Annotated in this window: 8 protein-coding genes and 1 pseudogene; 5 read left to right on the top strand and 4 right to left on the bottom strand. The window is 64.8% G+C overall.

Annotated elements, in window-relative coordinates; genetic code table 11:
- Positions 1 to 2: 2 nt before the first annotated feature.
- Complete coding sequence (locus tag EAH76_RS16095) at positions 3 to 1,604, top strand: type IV secretion system DNA-binding domain-containing protein (RefSeq protein ID WP_140851279.1); 1,602 nt, start codon at positions 3 to 5, stop codon at positions 1,602 to 1,604.
- A 98-nt stretch (positions 1,605 to 1,702) separates the two neighbouring features.
- On the opposite strand, the pseudogene EAH76_RS16090 reads toward EAH76_RS16095, so the two are convergent.
- The 3 genes and pseudogenes from EAH76_RS16090 to EAH76_RS16085 all read right to left on the bottom strand — a co-directional run.
- Positions 1,703 to 2,602: pseudogene (locus EAH76_RS16090) on the bottom strand (nucleotidyl transferase AbiEii/AbiGii toxin family protein); the annotation flags it as partial.
- 15 nt (positions 2,603 to 2,617) lie between these two features.
- Positions 2,618 to 2,767, bottom strand: coding sequence for a hypothetical protein (locus EAH76_RS24525; RefSeq protein ID WP_241659737.1), 150 nt, complete (start codon positions 2,765 to 2,767; stop codon positions 2,618 to 2,620).
- On the bottom strand, positions 2,760 to 3,359 hold the full coding sequence (locus tag EAH76_RS16085; protein ID WP_140851346.1) for a DUF6088 family protein: 600 nt from the start codon (positions 3,357 to 3,359) through the stop codon (positions 2,760 to 2,762). Before EAH76_RS16085 ends, EAH76_RS24525 begins: the two co-directional genes overlap by 8 nt.
- A gap of 243 nt (positions 3,360 to 3,602) precedes the next feature.
- On the opposite strand from EAH76_RS16085, the gene EAH76_RS16080 reads away from it, so the two are divergent.
- The 3 genes from EAH76_RS16080 (at position 3,603) to EAH76_RS16070 (ending at position 9,329) form a co-directional block, all read left to right on the top strand.
- The gene (locus EAH76_RS16080; protein ID WP_194151019.1) at positions 3,603 to 4,364 is read left to right on the top strand and encodes an ImuA family protein; all 762 of its coding nucleotides are present in this window, start codon (positions 3,603 to 3,605) and stop codon (positions 4,362 to 4,364) included.
- Between the two features lie 163 nt (positions 4,365 to 4,527).
- The gene (locus tag EAH76_RS16075) at positions 4,528 to 6,069 is read left to right on the top strand and encodes a Y-family DNA polymerase (RefSeq protein WP_140851278.1); all 1,542 of its coding nucleotides are present in this window, start codon (positions 4,528 to 4,530) and stop codon (positions 6,067 to 6,069) included.
- Positions 6,066 to 9,329 carry an error-prone DNA polymerase gene (locus EAH76_RS16070; RefSeq protein WP_140851277.1) on the top strand — a complete coding sequence of 1,088 codons (3,264 nt, stop codon included), beginning with the start codon at positions 6,066 to 6,068 and terminating at the stop codon, positions 9,327 to 9,329. Before EAH76_RS16075 ends, EAH76_RS16070 begins: the two co-directional genes overlap by 4 nt.
- A 1,018-nt stretch (positions 9,330 to 10,347) precedes the next feature.
- On the opposite strand, the gene EAH76_RS16060 is transcribed toward EAH76_RS16070, so the two are convergent.
- Positions 10,348 to 11,853, bottom strand: a complete 1,506-nt coding sequence (locus EAH76_RS16060; RefSeq protein WP_140851275.1) for an MFS transporter — start codon at positions 11,851 to 11,853, stop codon at positions 10,348 to 10,350.
- Positions 11,854 to 11,952: 99 nt separating this feature from the next.
- Here EAH76_RS16060 and EAH76_RS16055 point away from each other — a divergent pair, with 99 nt between their 5' ends.
- Positions 11,953 to 12,849 (top strand): LysR substrate-binding domain-containing protein, encoded by an 897-nt coding sequence (locus EAH76_RS16055; RefSeq protein WP_140851274.1) that lies wholly within the window; start codon positions 11,953 to 11,955, stop codon positions 12,847 to 12,849.
- The last annotated feature ends 715 nt before the right edge of the window (positions 12,850 to 13,564 follow it).

The raw sequence follows: 13,564 nt of genomic DNA, 5'->3' as shown, positions 1-13,564 counted from the left end.
TCATGGTCACCGCCCTTGCCGGGGTCGCGATCGCGCTCAGTGCTGCGGCATCCGTCGGCGCCTTCATCCGAAGTGCTGTCGGCAAACACAAGCGGCCGACCATCGCCTCGATCCTCGTCGCGCTATTCGGAGTGCCGTTTGCCGCGGCGTCGCTGTCCGGCCTCGCCACGGGGCCGCTCGAGGTGCTCGGCCGTGTCCCTGGCGTGTCAATGTTCGCCTATGGGGTGGCGACCGCGGTGCTGGTGGTACTGTGCGCAATTGGTGGGCACTTCCTCGCCTTCGTGATGGGTGCGCCAAAGGGACCGCAGGCCGGCGACGTCTTGCGCGGTGCGCAACTTTCCACCGCTGATCGCTGGAACAAGCGCACGCCGCGGATGCAGAAGGACACAGCTGTCGTCTCGCTCGCGGGACTGCCGATCGACCGCGCCGACGAGCCTAAGCACTTCCTGCTGATGGGCACGACCGGCACAGGCAAGTCGGTCGCGATCCGCGAGCTGCTGCGGGGCGCGGAAGACCGCGGCGACCGGGCGATCATCGCCGATCCCGATGGCGGCTTCTTGTCGCGGTTCTACGATGCCGCGCGCGGTGACGTGATCCTCAACCCGTTCGATGCGCGCTCGGGCGTTTGGGACATGATGGGCGAAGTGCCCAATGATTTTGCCGCCGAGCAGCTCGCCGCGTCGCTGGTGCCAAGCCCGGGCGGGTCAGCTGATGCAAGCTGGGCGGCGCGCGCGCGGACGTTGCTCACCGCGATCCTGCGCCGTGGCCGGGCCGCCGGCATCGACACCGCAGAGGTCTACCGTCTGTTCGCCATCGCTGACCGCGCCGAACTCCGCGCCATGCTTGCCGGCACCGCCGCCGAGCCTTTCCTTGCCGAGGGCGCGACCCGGCTGTTCGACAGCGTGCGCTCATCCAGCGGTGACGCGATGAGCGCGCTTGAATATGCCGCCAGTGCGACCGGCGGCATGCCGTTCTCGCTGACCCGCTGGGCATCCGACCCGAACGATAGGCGTTGGGTATTCCTGCCGTACCGGGCCGACCAGATCGCCGCCCTGAAAGCGCTGATCGGGCCGTGGATGCGGCTCGCGATCTTCGCCACGATGAGCCGCCCCGAAGGCGATACGGCACCGACCTGGTTTGTCGCTGACGAGCTCGACGCGATTGGCAAAATCGAGGGTCTCGATGACGCGCTCCAGCGTATCCGCAAGTTCGGCGGGCGCTGCGTGCTCGGGTTCCAGACGATCGGCAAGGTGCGTGCCCTCTACGGCGACGGCGCTGCTGCCGCGCTGGTGGAGAATTGCAGCACCCGGCTGATCCTGCGCTGCGCGGGCGGCGACACCAACAGCACCGCCCGGTTTGCGTCGTCGCTGATAGGCCAGCAGAGTTACATGCAGCAGAGCTACAGCGACGGGGCAGGGCCGGGCGGAAAGACTTGGGGCAACTCGCTGTCGGCACATACCGAGGATGCCGTCATGCCGTCTGAGATCGAGCGGCTGCCCGACCTCAGCGGTTATCTCAAGGTGCCATCGCGCCCGGAGTGGTTCCTGGCGAAAGTCGCCTGGAGCGAGATGCCGCAGCGGACCGCAACCTTCGTGAGCGTATAGAAGAAAGTCGGCTGCACATGAGCGACTGCTGTACCTGCCGCTTCGCGAACCGCGCGGTCCTCGAGGCAAACGGCTGCACTAGATGCAGGCGGCAGCAATCAGTTTGCCGGGCCGGCTTCGTTGATGTGCGCCTCGAGGCCGGCCAACCCTTCCAGCAGTTCGGTAAGGGAAGGGGGCTCAACCATGAACATGTCTGCCATGGCCGCGTAATCGCTGGCGAGCGCCTGCCGGATCCGATCGGAGGGCGTGAGGCGCATCGTGCCGAGGATAGCCGTTGCATAGGACGCCGACGCATCGGCGAACATCACGCTCTTGTTGCGCACGACCTGCTCCAAGAGCGCCGGGTCGGCGAGGGCCGGGGCGGTGATGCCTGCCCGGTCGAGCATCAGCATGTCGTAATAATGACGCGACAAGCCATCGCGCATCTTGCCGTTGTGATGGAGCGCATGAAGGATGGTCGCCTTCTCCCAAAACGTACGCTCGACGCTGAGCGTCTCGACCGACGTCGATGAGTCCGGGAGTGCATCCGGAAACTGCTCGGCGAGGTAGGGTCGAATTTCGCGATTCTCGAACGGGTCGGGATCGCCTCGTGCGCCGAATTCGAGCTTGATGCGCGGCTTGATATAGTCGGTCTCGTCATCGGCAGCATAGTCACGCGCAGAATAGTCGCTAGCCGCATATCCGCCGGTGCGTGGATAATTGAACAGGATCGTTTGTCCATCCCGGTCATCAGGATCGAGGGCGATGCTCCATCCCTCACGGCCAAGCTGAGCCTCGACCGCCGCAGCGAGCGCCGGCATCGCGATCGTGGCGACATAGGCTTGCGCTGCAGCTTTCAGCGCCTTGGTCCGGCGCTGGCGTTCGTTGGAGCCGATGCCGGCCTCCATCGGTGAGGCAGCCTGATCGAGCAGTGGCGCTGTGCGCCGGATGGTCAGGTCGATATCCTCGGAGAAACGCTGGATGATGCCGTAAGCCTTCGAAAGCGACGTGCCGCCTTTGAAGGTGACATGGCCTTACAGATCACGCGCGGTGCCGAGGCGCCTCAGCGTCCAGCAAACCCAGAAATCCTTCTCGATGACGATCGGCGTCAGGTCGCGCTGCGCTGCGGCTTCCTCAATAAAGGCGCGGCGGTCGCTGGCGCTGCGGCGCGCAAATTCATCCATGGTGCGCGGTATCGATCTTGAGGATCACATCACCCATCCATCCCGGCATCGAAGGCCGTGCCTGGAGCAACTGTTTCAATGCTCGAGTGTCGACCTGTGTCGCGAGCCGCCGAATGACGTCCGCATCGACATGGGCTTTGCCAAGCTGTGCAAGCGTCTGAAGCACCGCGTTGGCGGTATCGGAGCCGGAATCGAGAACCGGTGCGCGACTGTGTCGGAGCGTCACCGTTCTGCCTGCGGCCTTGGCCACGCGTGTACGGCCGCTGGTCGCATAGCTCGTTCGCGCCGGTACCTGGGTCGATAGCCCAAGGCTATTGGCAGCCGCGGCACCGGTGGGCGCCAGCTTGTCACCGCTTTGGGTCGCTATCGCATCGGCTATGGTCGCAGTGTCCGGACTGAGGATGCCTAGTGTGTCATGGTGGCGAGGATAATCGTACAGTCCCCGGCCAAGCCGACGAATCGATCCAGATTGTGCCAGACGGGAAATCGCGACATCGACCGCGCCACGCGAGCCGAAGTCGATGAAGTGTTTAGGTGTGAACACCCAGCCGCGCCCCTTGCCGCGAATGCGTTTCATGATTCTGTCGGCCATTGCGGTCACAGGACTGCTCCTTTCGTGTTAGATAATAGCCCGCATATTTCTAACAAGGCACCCTCTGTCTGATCCGATGTGAGCAGCCGCAGTTTGCTGGGTTAGTTCGTCCAAGCCGCATCGTTGTGCCCTTTCGAAACTTGGGCGAACACGTCCGTCGCCCGACCAAAACGGGACGCCAAAAGCCTTGCATTGTTGAGAATGAAAGAGGAACATAAGCGGAACACACCGAGTCTATGCGTTATGTCCGCCGTCCATTCTTCGTTGCCCTCCACGCTCGCCCAACTCAAGGCAATTGCATCGCATGTCAGCGAGTACCGAGTCATGCCGTTCTGCCTTTCGGAGCTAGACGCACGGCTGGGCGGGGGAGGGCTGCGAGGCGGGGCGTTGCATGAAGCTGCTGCGCAGACCTGCTCGCTCGCCGATGATGCCGCGACAACGCTGTTCCTCGCAGGGATGGCAGGACGCGAGGCAGTTCGCGTCGGCGGGCCAGTGCTGTGGGCGAGTTGTCGGAACGACCTGTATGCGCCGGGGCTGGCACAGGCAGGCCTTGCCTCCGCCAACGTGATCCACGCGCAGCCACGGGACAACGACGCACTGTTGGCGGTGGTCGAAGACGCGGTGCGCGATGGCACGCCCTCCGCAGTGGTCGCCGAAGTTGGCAGGATGTCGATGGTGGCGAGCCGGCGACTTCAACTCGTGGCGGCCGATGCGGATATCCCGATCCTGGTTCTGCGGCGGAGGCGGGGTCGCGAGCAGGATCCGCTTGCCGAACCATCGGCTGCCTGGACCCGCTGGAGGATTGGCAGTGCTCCGTCGGCCCGGCTCGCAGTCGCGGGTGTTGGGCGGCCGCGCTGGTTGGTCGAGCTTGCCCGACAGCGCGGTGGCGCTTCATTTTCTATGATCGTGGAGGGATGCGATGAGACGGGTCGTCTCGCTGTTCCTGCCGCACTTGGCCATCGAGCGGCTGAGACGGTTGGACCGGTACGCTATGCCGCGGCCTAGCCCCGCAGCGCTACAGCTTCCCGTCGACGACAATCCCGGCGCCTGCTCCGTTCCGCGTAGTGGCGGGTGGCGACCCGGTGCGCGCTGGGCCCGTGCCGACCCGCTGGAGAGCACCGATGTCGACAGTCAGATTGCGGCGCTCCCCGCACATGCGAAACCGCCGATGCGCGAACTCGGGCGGCGCTCGGAAGCGGCGGTCCACCCGTACCGCCGCGCTGTGTCGTCAGATCGGGCCTCGTCGGTAGAAGCAACGGTCGCCGCCTTCCATGCAACGCCGCTCGCGTTGATTGGGAAGGTCGGTCGGCGGGAAGAGGTCGTGGCAGCCTGCGCTTCGGCTGCAAACCTCGGGATCGTCGTCGGCATGGCCGCAACGCATGCCCGCGCCTTGGTGTCGGACCTCGATTTCCGACCGGCTGAGCCGGAAGCGGATTCGGCATTGCTTGACCAGCTGGCACTGCGCGCCGTGCGTCGTTGGACACCGATCGCCGCGGCGACACCACCCGATGGGCTGTGGCTCGATCTGACCGGCTGCGATCATCTTCATGGCGGCGAGGAGCGCTTCTGCCAGCGGCTGCGCGCCTTCTGCCAGCGCGCTGGCTTCACGGCCCGGGTCGCGGTTGCCGACACGCCAGGCGCCGCGCACGCGGTCGCTCGCTTTGGGCGCGCCGATCTCACGATCGTGCCGAAGGGGCGTACCGTCGAAGCGCTCGGACCTTTGCCGATCGCAGCGCTGCGTTTGAACGGCGTAGCGCTGACTGCGGGCCGCAAGTTCGGGTTCGAGACGGTCGCGGATCTCCTGCCCGTTGCCCGGGGCCCGCTGGCGCGCCGGCTCGGCCTACCCGCGATCACGCGGCTCGATCAGGCGCTGGGTGGCGTGGCCGAGCCGATCACGCCACGCGAGAATGCGGAGGTGCCTATGGTCGAGCGGCGCCTGCTGGAGCCCATCTGCACTGCCGAGGCGATCGAGCGCGTCATGGGAGACTTGCTCACCGATCTCGCCGAGGTGTTGCAGGCAAGGGGGCTCGGAGCTCGCGCCTTGCGGCTGACGGGGCTGCGGATCGATGGAGGGGAGCAAGTGGTCGCTGTCGGCACGTCGCGGCCGACGCGGGAGGTGTCGCATCTTCTACGCCTTCTGAAGCTTCGCATCGAGCGGATCGATCCCGGGCTCGGCATTGAGCAGTTCACGCTGGTCGCACCGCATACCGAACCGCTCGATGCTGTCGACCTGGGAGCTGTGCTGGCAGGCGAGACACGGTCCCGCGATCCTGCCCGCTTGGTCGACGTCGTCGCCGGCAGGATTGGCCCCCGCGCGGTATACCGCCTCGCGCCCGTTGAAAGCCATGTGCCCGAGCGCGCAGTGATCCGCTCGGATCCTGTCGACGCACCCGGCGGCTGGCCGGTATGGGTTCGCCCCGTTCGGTTGTTTGCGAGGCCAGAGCCGCTCGCGCGGGTGATAGCTCTGCTGCCGGACCAGCCGCCCCGGCGCTTCGAGTGGCGCGGCACGACCTACAGGATCGTCGCCGGCGACGGACCCGAGCGGATTCACGGTGAATGGTGGCGCCGCGACGCTGAAGTCTGGGCGGTGCGCGATTACTACCGCGTCGAGGACGACAAGGGCGGCCGCTATTGGGTTTTCCGGTGTGGCGATGGCTTCGAGAGCGAAACCGGCGATCTCAGCTGGTGGATGCACGGCGTGTTCGCATGACCGATTATGTCGAACTGCAGGTGCTCACGCATTTCTCACTGCTGCGCGGCGCGTCGAGCCCCGACGAGCTGTTCGCGGCCGGGAATTTGCTCGGCCTGGAAGCGTTGGGCATTTCGGACATTGGCTCGGTCGCCGGGGTCGTGCGGGGCTGGGAGGCGCAGAAGGCGACCGGCGTGCGGATGATCGCCGGTGCCCGAGTCGATCTGGCCTGTGGACGCCGGCTGCTGCTCTATCCGACCGATCGGCCGGCCTGGTCCCGGCTGACCCGGCTGCTGACGGTCGGAAAGAAGCGAGCGGGCAAGGGCAAGTGCGACCTGCATTGGCACGATCTCGGGCCTTGGTCCGAAGGGATGGTCGCCATCCTGCTCGCCGAGGAAGCCAGCGACCATAATGCGGTCGCGCTGGCTGAGCTGAAAATGGTGTACGGCAAGCGTGGCTATATGGCGCTGTACCAGCGGCGCCGGCCGAACGATGCGGTCCGCATCGATGCACTCGCCCGCCAGGCCGCGGCCGCAGGCGTACGCGCGGTCGTCACCGGCGACATCCTCTATCACGCGCCCGAGGCACGGCTGATGCAGGACGTCGTCACCGCGGTCAGAGAGAAATGCACTGTCGACGAGCTCGGCTATCGTCGCGAAGTGAACGCCGACCGCGCGCTCAAGTCGCCGGCCGAGATGGTCCGGCGCTTCAAGGCCTATCCCGACGCGCTACGCGCCAGCGTTGACATCGCCCGCGCCTGTACCTTCGATCTCGGCGAGCTGGCGTACCAATACCCGCATGAGCGGCTGTTGGAGGGGCTGAGCGCACAAGAAGCGCTCGAGCGCTTGGCGCTGGAGGCCGTCGACCGGATGTTCGATGGGGCGGTGCCCCAGGCGTACACCGATCAGATCGGCCACGAGCTTAAGCTGATCGCGGAGCTGGCATACGCCCCTTATTTCCTGACCGTCTACGCGATCGTGCGCGAGGCGCGGCGTCGTGGGATCCTGTGCCAGGGGCGGGGGTCTGCCGCGAACTCCTGCGTATGCTTCGTCCTTGCAATCACCTCGATAGACCCGATCAAGCACGAGCTGCTGTTCGAGCGGTTCGTCTCGGGCGAACGCCGCGAGCCACCCGATATCGATGTCGATTTCGAACATGAGCGGCGCGAAGAGATCATCCAGTGGATTTTCGAAACCTACGGCCGCAACCACGCCGCGCTGACGGCCGTGGTGCAGCGCTACCGCGCGCGCGGCGCGGTACGCGACGTCGGCAAGGCGCTTGGGTTGCCCGAGGACTTGACGTCGTCGCTGGCTGGCTTGGTCTGGGGTTGGTCGGCCGAGGGCGTCGGTGAGAAGCAGGTCAACGAGCTCAACCTCGACATGGGCGATCGCCGGCTGCGGCTTACGCTCGAACTCGCGCGCAAGCTGATCGGCGTGCCGCGCCATATGTCGCAACATCCCGGCGGGTTCGTGCTAACCCAAGACCGGCTCGACGACCTCGTCCCGATCGAGCCTGCCGCGATGGTCGATCGCCAGATCATCGAGTGGGACAAGGACGATATCGACTCCTTGAAGTTCATGAAGGTCGACGTGCTCGGCCTCGGCATGCTCGGCTGCATGAATCGCGCGTTCGACATGCTCGAGGAAACCAAGGGCGTGCGGATCGGGCTTGCCGACCTGCAGGACGACGATCCGGACGTGTATGCGATGATCCAGAAGGCCGACACGCTCGGCACCTTCCAGATCGAAAGCCGCGCGCAGATGTCGATGCTGCCACGCATGAAGCCGCGCCGATTTTACGATCTTGTCATTCAGGTCGCGATCGTACGGCCGGGCCCGATCCAGGGCGACATGGTCCACCCGTATCTGCGCCGACGCGAGGGGCTGGAGAAACCCGAATACCCGCGGCCGGAGCTGCGCGCGGTGCTCGAGAAGACGCTCGGCGTGCCGCTGTTCCAGGAGCAGGCGATGAAGGTCGCGATCGTCGGCGCCGGCTTTACCCCGGCCGAGGCGGACCAATTGCGCCGCGCGATGGCGACCTTCAAGATGACCGGCGGCGTCTCGCATTTTTCGGAGAAGCTGATCGAAGGGATGGTCGCGCGCGGCTACCCGCGCGATTTCGCCGAGCGCACCTTCCGCCAGCTCGAAGGTTTCGGCTCCTACGGCTTCCCGGAGAGCCACGCCGCCAGCTTCGCCAAGATCTCCTATGCGTCGAGCTGGATGAAGCACCATCATCCCGACGTCTTCTGCGCCGCGCTGATGAACGCGCAGCCGATGGGCTTCTACGCTCCAGCCCAGATCGTACGGGATGCGCGCGACCACGGCGTCCAGGTTCTTCCCCCGTGCATCAATGCAAGCCGCTGGGATTGTACGCTCGAGCCGACTGGAGGCCGCTATCTCGCGGTGCGGCTTGGTTTGCACCAGGTGCGCGGGCTCTCCAACGCCGATGGCGCGGCGATCGTCGGTGCCCGTAGCACGACGCTGTTCGATAGCGTTGAGGATGTCTGGCGCCGGTCCAGTGTCCAGCGCGCCGCGATCGAGAGGCTGGCCGATGCCGACGCGTTTCACGCCTTTGGTGCGGATCGCCGGCAAGGCCTGTGGAAGGTGAGGGGGCTCGGCGAGGCGCCGCTGCCGCTATTCGCGGCCGCAGACCGTGCAGCCGAAACGATCAGTGCGGAGGGTATTGAGCCCGCGGTTTTGCTTCGCCCACTGACCGACGGTCGTGAAGTGATCGAGGATTACCGATCGCTGCAGCTGTCGCTGCGCGCGCATCCGCTGACTTTTGTCCGGGGGGATCTCACCCGCCGCGGCGTGACCAAATGCGCCGATCTGGCGACCATTCGCGATGGCCGCCACGTCGAGGTCGCCGGGATCATCCTCGTTCGGCAGAAGCCAGGCAGTGCGAAAGGCGTCCTGTTCATCACGATCGAGGACGAGACCGGTATCGCAAACGGCATCCTCTGGCCGGACCGTTTCGAACGCCAGCGACGCACCGTCATGTCGGCGTCGATGATCGGCATGAAGGGGAGGGTGCAGAAGGAAGGCGAGGTGATCCACGTCATCTGCGACCGGATCATCGACCATGGTGACCTGCTGCACCGCGTGGGCGAGATGTCGTTCCCCTATCGGACCGGCCGCGGCGATGGGGCCAAGCATGCCGGATCGCCGGACCGGGGGGACGAGGGTTGGAAGCCGGAGCTGCGCAACGCCTACTGGCCGCCGCACGCCGAGGGCATGGATCCCGAGGACGCGGTGCGCTTCAAATCGCACGACTTTCGTTGAGCAGTGGCAAAGCTCGCCCGCCATCAGCGCGTCGTGATCGCGCTATCGGTCCATATCTTGCGCAGCGGTGTCGCGCGCTGCTCGGACGCGCGTGTCGACGGCGTTGAGGTACGTCTGGCGCTTCGGTGCCTCCTACCGCATTGCCCGGAACGTTGGCCGCTCGAGCTGTATTGGGATGCGGCGCGACAGGAGAACGAGATCGGGCGAGCACAGGGCGTCACGGCTGCGTTCAATGGCATTGTTCGGCAGTTACGGCGGGCAGGTAGGTACCAAGAGGTGTTGGAACCGTAAAATGTGAGCGGCCCTATTGTCGCCTGAGGCCGATCAGGGATTGGGCTTGTCGGATATGATGGATCGATCCTGGTGACGCTGCCCTAGCGGCGCAGCTTCAACCCCTCTCCGAGGCGGACCGGAAGATTTTAGGGATCGTACGCTAAGCGACCCGATGGTTTCGAGCGGGAAGAGATGGCGGCCGAGCGACCTCCCGAGTGGCATCACGTGGGACGAAGCAGTCGTTCAGCCAATCGGCTGGGAATGTCGGGTTTCGATGAACCGGCCATTCGCGGGGCTATCGAGATCTGCTCGGCAACGAGCCAGCCCGCACGGTAGCGACTGCGCGGGGCTTGGATCTCACGCCAAAATAGCAGCCGAGGCTCCCCTGACGAAAAACCCCGCATCCGAGGTTGTCGCACACTTTCTCAATCCGACAGGGTATCTCGCACAGTAGTGCGAACATGGAGCGCGTGCGGCGCCGCCCACGCCGCAATTCCCCAGAATTTGCGGTGTGCTGCGTCGCCTATCATGTGTTTTGCGTCGTTTTAAGGGCGTACCTGTCATTCCCATAACTCCGTCGAGATGACGCTTTTTCGGGAAAACGTTTTGGGAACGGTTTTTGGGAAAGCGGCTTGCAGCGGGGGCAGTTCGCCCGTCGCTGTTGCCCGCCGTTCCCGTGCCGGGTTCCTTCGCGGGAAAGTCGGACTACCGCCTAAACTGCCCCTATACGCTACCTGTGCGGGCATCAGCTCGCCGCCACGTTGTGTGCGTCGACGCGTCTTAAGGCCACGAACACCAGCACCGCTGACAAGCAGGTCACTCCGGCGAGGATCGACAGGAGAACCGAGAAGGCGCTCGCATAGCTATCTCTCAACGCATCGGCCGATGCAACGAGCCGGGTCGCCCCGGCAAGGTCGCCGATAGCCAAATGCTCCGCCAGAAGTGGGCGAACTCGCCCGGAACCAATCGCCAGCGTATCGAGGTGCCAGCGCACCAGGGCCGCCAGTCCCGCCGTCACGCTCGCCAGTGCGATGCCTTCTCCTGCGACCCTGGTCGTGCCAAAGATGCCCGTAGCCATGCCGGCGCGCTCGGGCGGCACCACCGCGACCGAGAGTCCATCCATTAAACCCCACGGCAATCCGGCGCCCATACCGATCAAAAGCATGGCCGGTACGGGCGTCAAGTCGGATCCGGAACCGCAGTGTGAAAGCCAAAGCAGACCGACGCTGGCTGCGAGCAGCCCAGCGGCCGATACGGTGCCGGCGGAGTACCGATGCGCCAGCCGCACCGCCAGCGTAGGCGCTAAAAGCATTGGCGCTGATAATCCGAGCATGGTGAGTCCCGCGTCCATCTCGCTTTTGCCATCTACGCCGATGAACCGAAGCGGCAGCAGAACCAACAACACGACGAAGCAGTAGCAGGTGGCGATCGGTAGCAGCTGGACGCCCAGGAACTGAGGGTAGCGCAGCAGGGTCAGATCAAGCAGGGGCGAGGTACTGCGCCGCTCGATGCGCGCGAAGAGCGCGAACCCCGCAACGGCGCCAACAAGCAGCCCTGCCGTCGGCGCACTGGTCCAGCCCCAGCTTGCCCCCTGGAGGATGCAAAGGGTGAGGCAAGCGAGCGCGAGGGAGAAGGTCGCGGCTCCTGCCCAGTCCATCGCGCCCGATCCGACAGCACGAGTTTCGCGCAGCGATTGCGAGCCCAGCAGAAGCGCGACCGCCGCCACCCCCGCCGGTGCGGCGAAGACCGCACGCCACCCCGCCGTATCCATCAGCACACCCGCTACGAGCGGCCCAAATGCCAAGCCGACACCGAAGGTGGTGCCGAGCAGGCTGAAGGCGCGTGCGCGCGCGGACCCTGTAACCTCTTGCGCCAGGGCAGCGGTGCCACCGGCCAAGGCCCCGGCTGCTCCGACGCCTTGAACGCCTCGCAGCAGATCGATCCAGCCTAGCGTCTGCGCTAGCGTGAGTAGCATCGAGGCAACTGCGAACAAACCGACGCCTGCCATGAAAACCCGTTTGCGGCCCCAGCGATCTGCCAGCGCGCCCGCCGTCATGAGCAGGCCGCCGAACGTCAGCATGAAGGCGTTTGTGATCCAGGCGAGCCCCGCCAGATCGCCGCCCAGCACACGCCCGATCGTAGGTGTGGCTACCGCCCCGCCGGAGAAGCTCATTGGCAGGATGAGGGCAGCCGCGCACACCGCAGCCAAGGCGGAATGGGTGCGGGTCGAGCTATGAGGTGATGTGGTCATACGCGGATACCTCCGCTCACCTTCTTAGCGTCGCCGCCTTCGGCGATAATCGGGCCGTGCGGCATTTGACTGTATCCTCAGCCGCTCTAATAACGTGGGGTGGATAACCTGCTCGGCATCACCAGCTTTGTCCGAACAGCCGAGCTGCAAAGCTTCGTTGGCGCAGCGCGCGTGCTCGGGCTGTCGCCGTCCGCAGTCGGAAAAAACGTCGCCAAACTGGAGACCGCGCTGAATGTGCGTCTCCTGCATCGCACTACACGTCGGGTGGGCCTGACCGACGAAGGGGCGCTATTCCTATATCGCTGCCGACGAATTCTCGACGACCTGCGCGAGGCGGAGATTGCGGTTTCGGACGCGGGCGCGGTGCCGCGTGGCACGCTGCGGGTTAGTCTGCCGACGATCGGCTATCGGTTTCTGGTGCCGCACTTGCCAGCGTTCCGCGCCGTCTATCCTAACGTCGAACTAGACCTTCACTGCAATGACCGTCTGGTCGACCTTATCGAGGAGGGGATGGACGTGGCGATCCGCGGCGGTGAACTGGCCGATTCCTCGTTGGTGGCACGCACCCTTGGCACGTTCGCGTTCGTGCTATGTGCGTCGCCCGCCTATATCGAAGTGCACGGCCACCCGCACTCGGTCGACGGCTTGGCGAGCCATGACGCCGTGCGGTTCCGCTATCCCGGCTCCGGGCAGTTGCAGCCTTGGCCGATCAGGATCGACCAGCATCCGCGGACGATCTTGGCGTGCAGCAACATGGAGGGCGTGCGTGCCGCGGCGCTGAATGGCTTGGGTATCGCGTACATGCCCGACTTCCTGGCGGAGGATGCCGTGCGGAATGGTGGCCTATGCCGCCTTCTGGATGCGGAGGTGCGCTCCGAAGGGCAGTTCTCACTCGTTTGGCCGTCCGCCCGCTTGGTGTCATCGCGGCTGCGGGCCTTCATCGACTTTGCGACCGCTAAGTTGTTCCATGACAGCGCCGCAGCTCAACGGGACTGATGGGGCCCTCAAGGCTAATGGTGCCAAATCGCTCCCTGCGAGCCCGCTCATTCTCGAAATAGCATCCTTTTGGGAACGCTCGGGGCTTCTCGATCACCCTTCCCTTTTGAGAAAGGCCGCGCCGCGCATATCGGCTATCGCGGCGTGCCTTTCTAAAAGCTGCCCTTCCGCTGTCGACCATGTGTGGACGCTCAGGTATAAATCCTCGATTCCGAAAACAGCCACTCGTTTAGCAAGTTCTTTCCGGTCTTTCGGTCGCTGAGCCGCCATTTCCGGGAAAGCAAAGCCAGCAGCGGCCGTTTGTAATACGCGCGGCGGTTTCGCTTAGTTTGCTTCCCCCAATCGGGAAGGTAGCTTGGCACCTTCCGCCTATGGCTGTTATGGTAGAGACTGGGAGATGCATAATGCGAATATTTCTTCTCGTCGGATTGATCGCCGCGTCACCTGCGACCGCATCAACCCCCGATCGTTCGCTTACATCCCTCATTGATCGGTCTGAATGGCACCCAGCGACGAAACTGACCCTCAATATCAACACTGGAGAGTACCAGACAGCTCCACCGTCAGGTACGTGGCCCGAACTTTCCCCTAGGCCAAAAGCGCGAAGCGGCGTCGTGCCAAAGGCGTCGCGCCGTAGATTGCGCTATGCCTTTGATGCTGCTGCAGTCGATCTAGCCGACCCTCAATGCGCGGTCTCGCCACATAGGGGCATTAT

The organism is Sphingomonas glacialis, assembly GCF_006439055.1.
In the GTDB taxonomy this organism is placed as follows: domain Bacteria; phylum Pseudomonadota; class Alphaproteobacteria; order Sphingomonadales; family Sphingomonadaceae; genus Sphingomonas; species Sphingomonas glacialis_A.
The sequence above is the reverse complement of the archived record's forward strand: the minus strand, read 5'-3'. Positions and strand labels throughout refer to the sequence as shown.

Coding starts and splice junctions, on each gene's coding strand:
- EAH76_RS16085 (WP_140851346.1), bottom strand. CDS start 3,359: ATGGCCGACAGAATCATGAAACGCATTCGCGGCAAGGGGCGCGGCTGG.
- EAH76_RS16070 (WP_140851277.1), top strand. CDS start 6,066: ATGACCGATTATGTCGAACTGCAGGTGCTCACGCATTTCTCACTGCTG.
- EAH76_RS16060 (WP_140851275.1), bottom strand. CDS start 11,853: ATGACCACATCACCTCATAGCTCGACCCGCACCCATTCCGCCTTGGCT.
- EAH76_RS16095 (WP_140851279.1), top strand. CDS start 3: ATGGTCACCGCCCTTGCCGGGGTCGCGATCGCGCTCAGTGCTGCGGCA.
- EAH76_RS16075 (WP_140851278.1), top strand. CDS start 4,528: ATGCGCGAACTCGGGCGGCGCTCGGAAGCGGCGGTCCACCCGTACCGC.
- EAH76_RS16080 (WP_194151019.1), top strand. CDS start 3,603: ATGTCCGCCGTCCATTCTTCGTTGCCCTCCACGCTCGCCCAACTCAAG.
- EAH76_RS24525 (WP_241659737.1), bottom strand. CDS start 2,767: ATGGATGAATTTGCGCGCCGCAGCGCCAGCGACCGCCGCGCCTTTATT.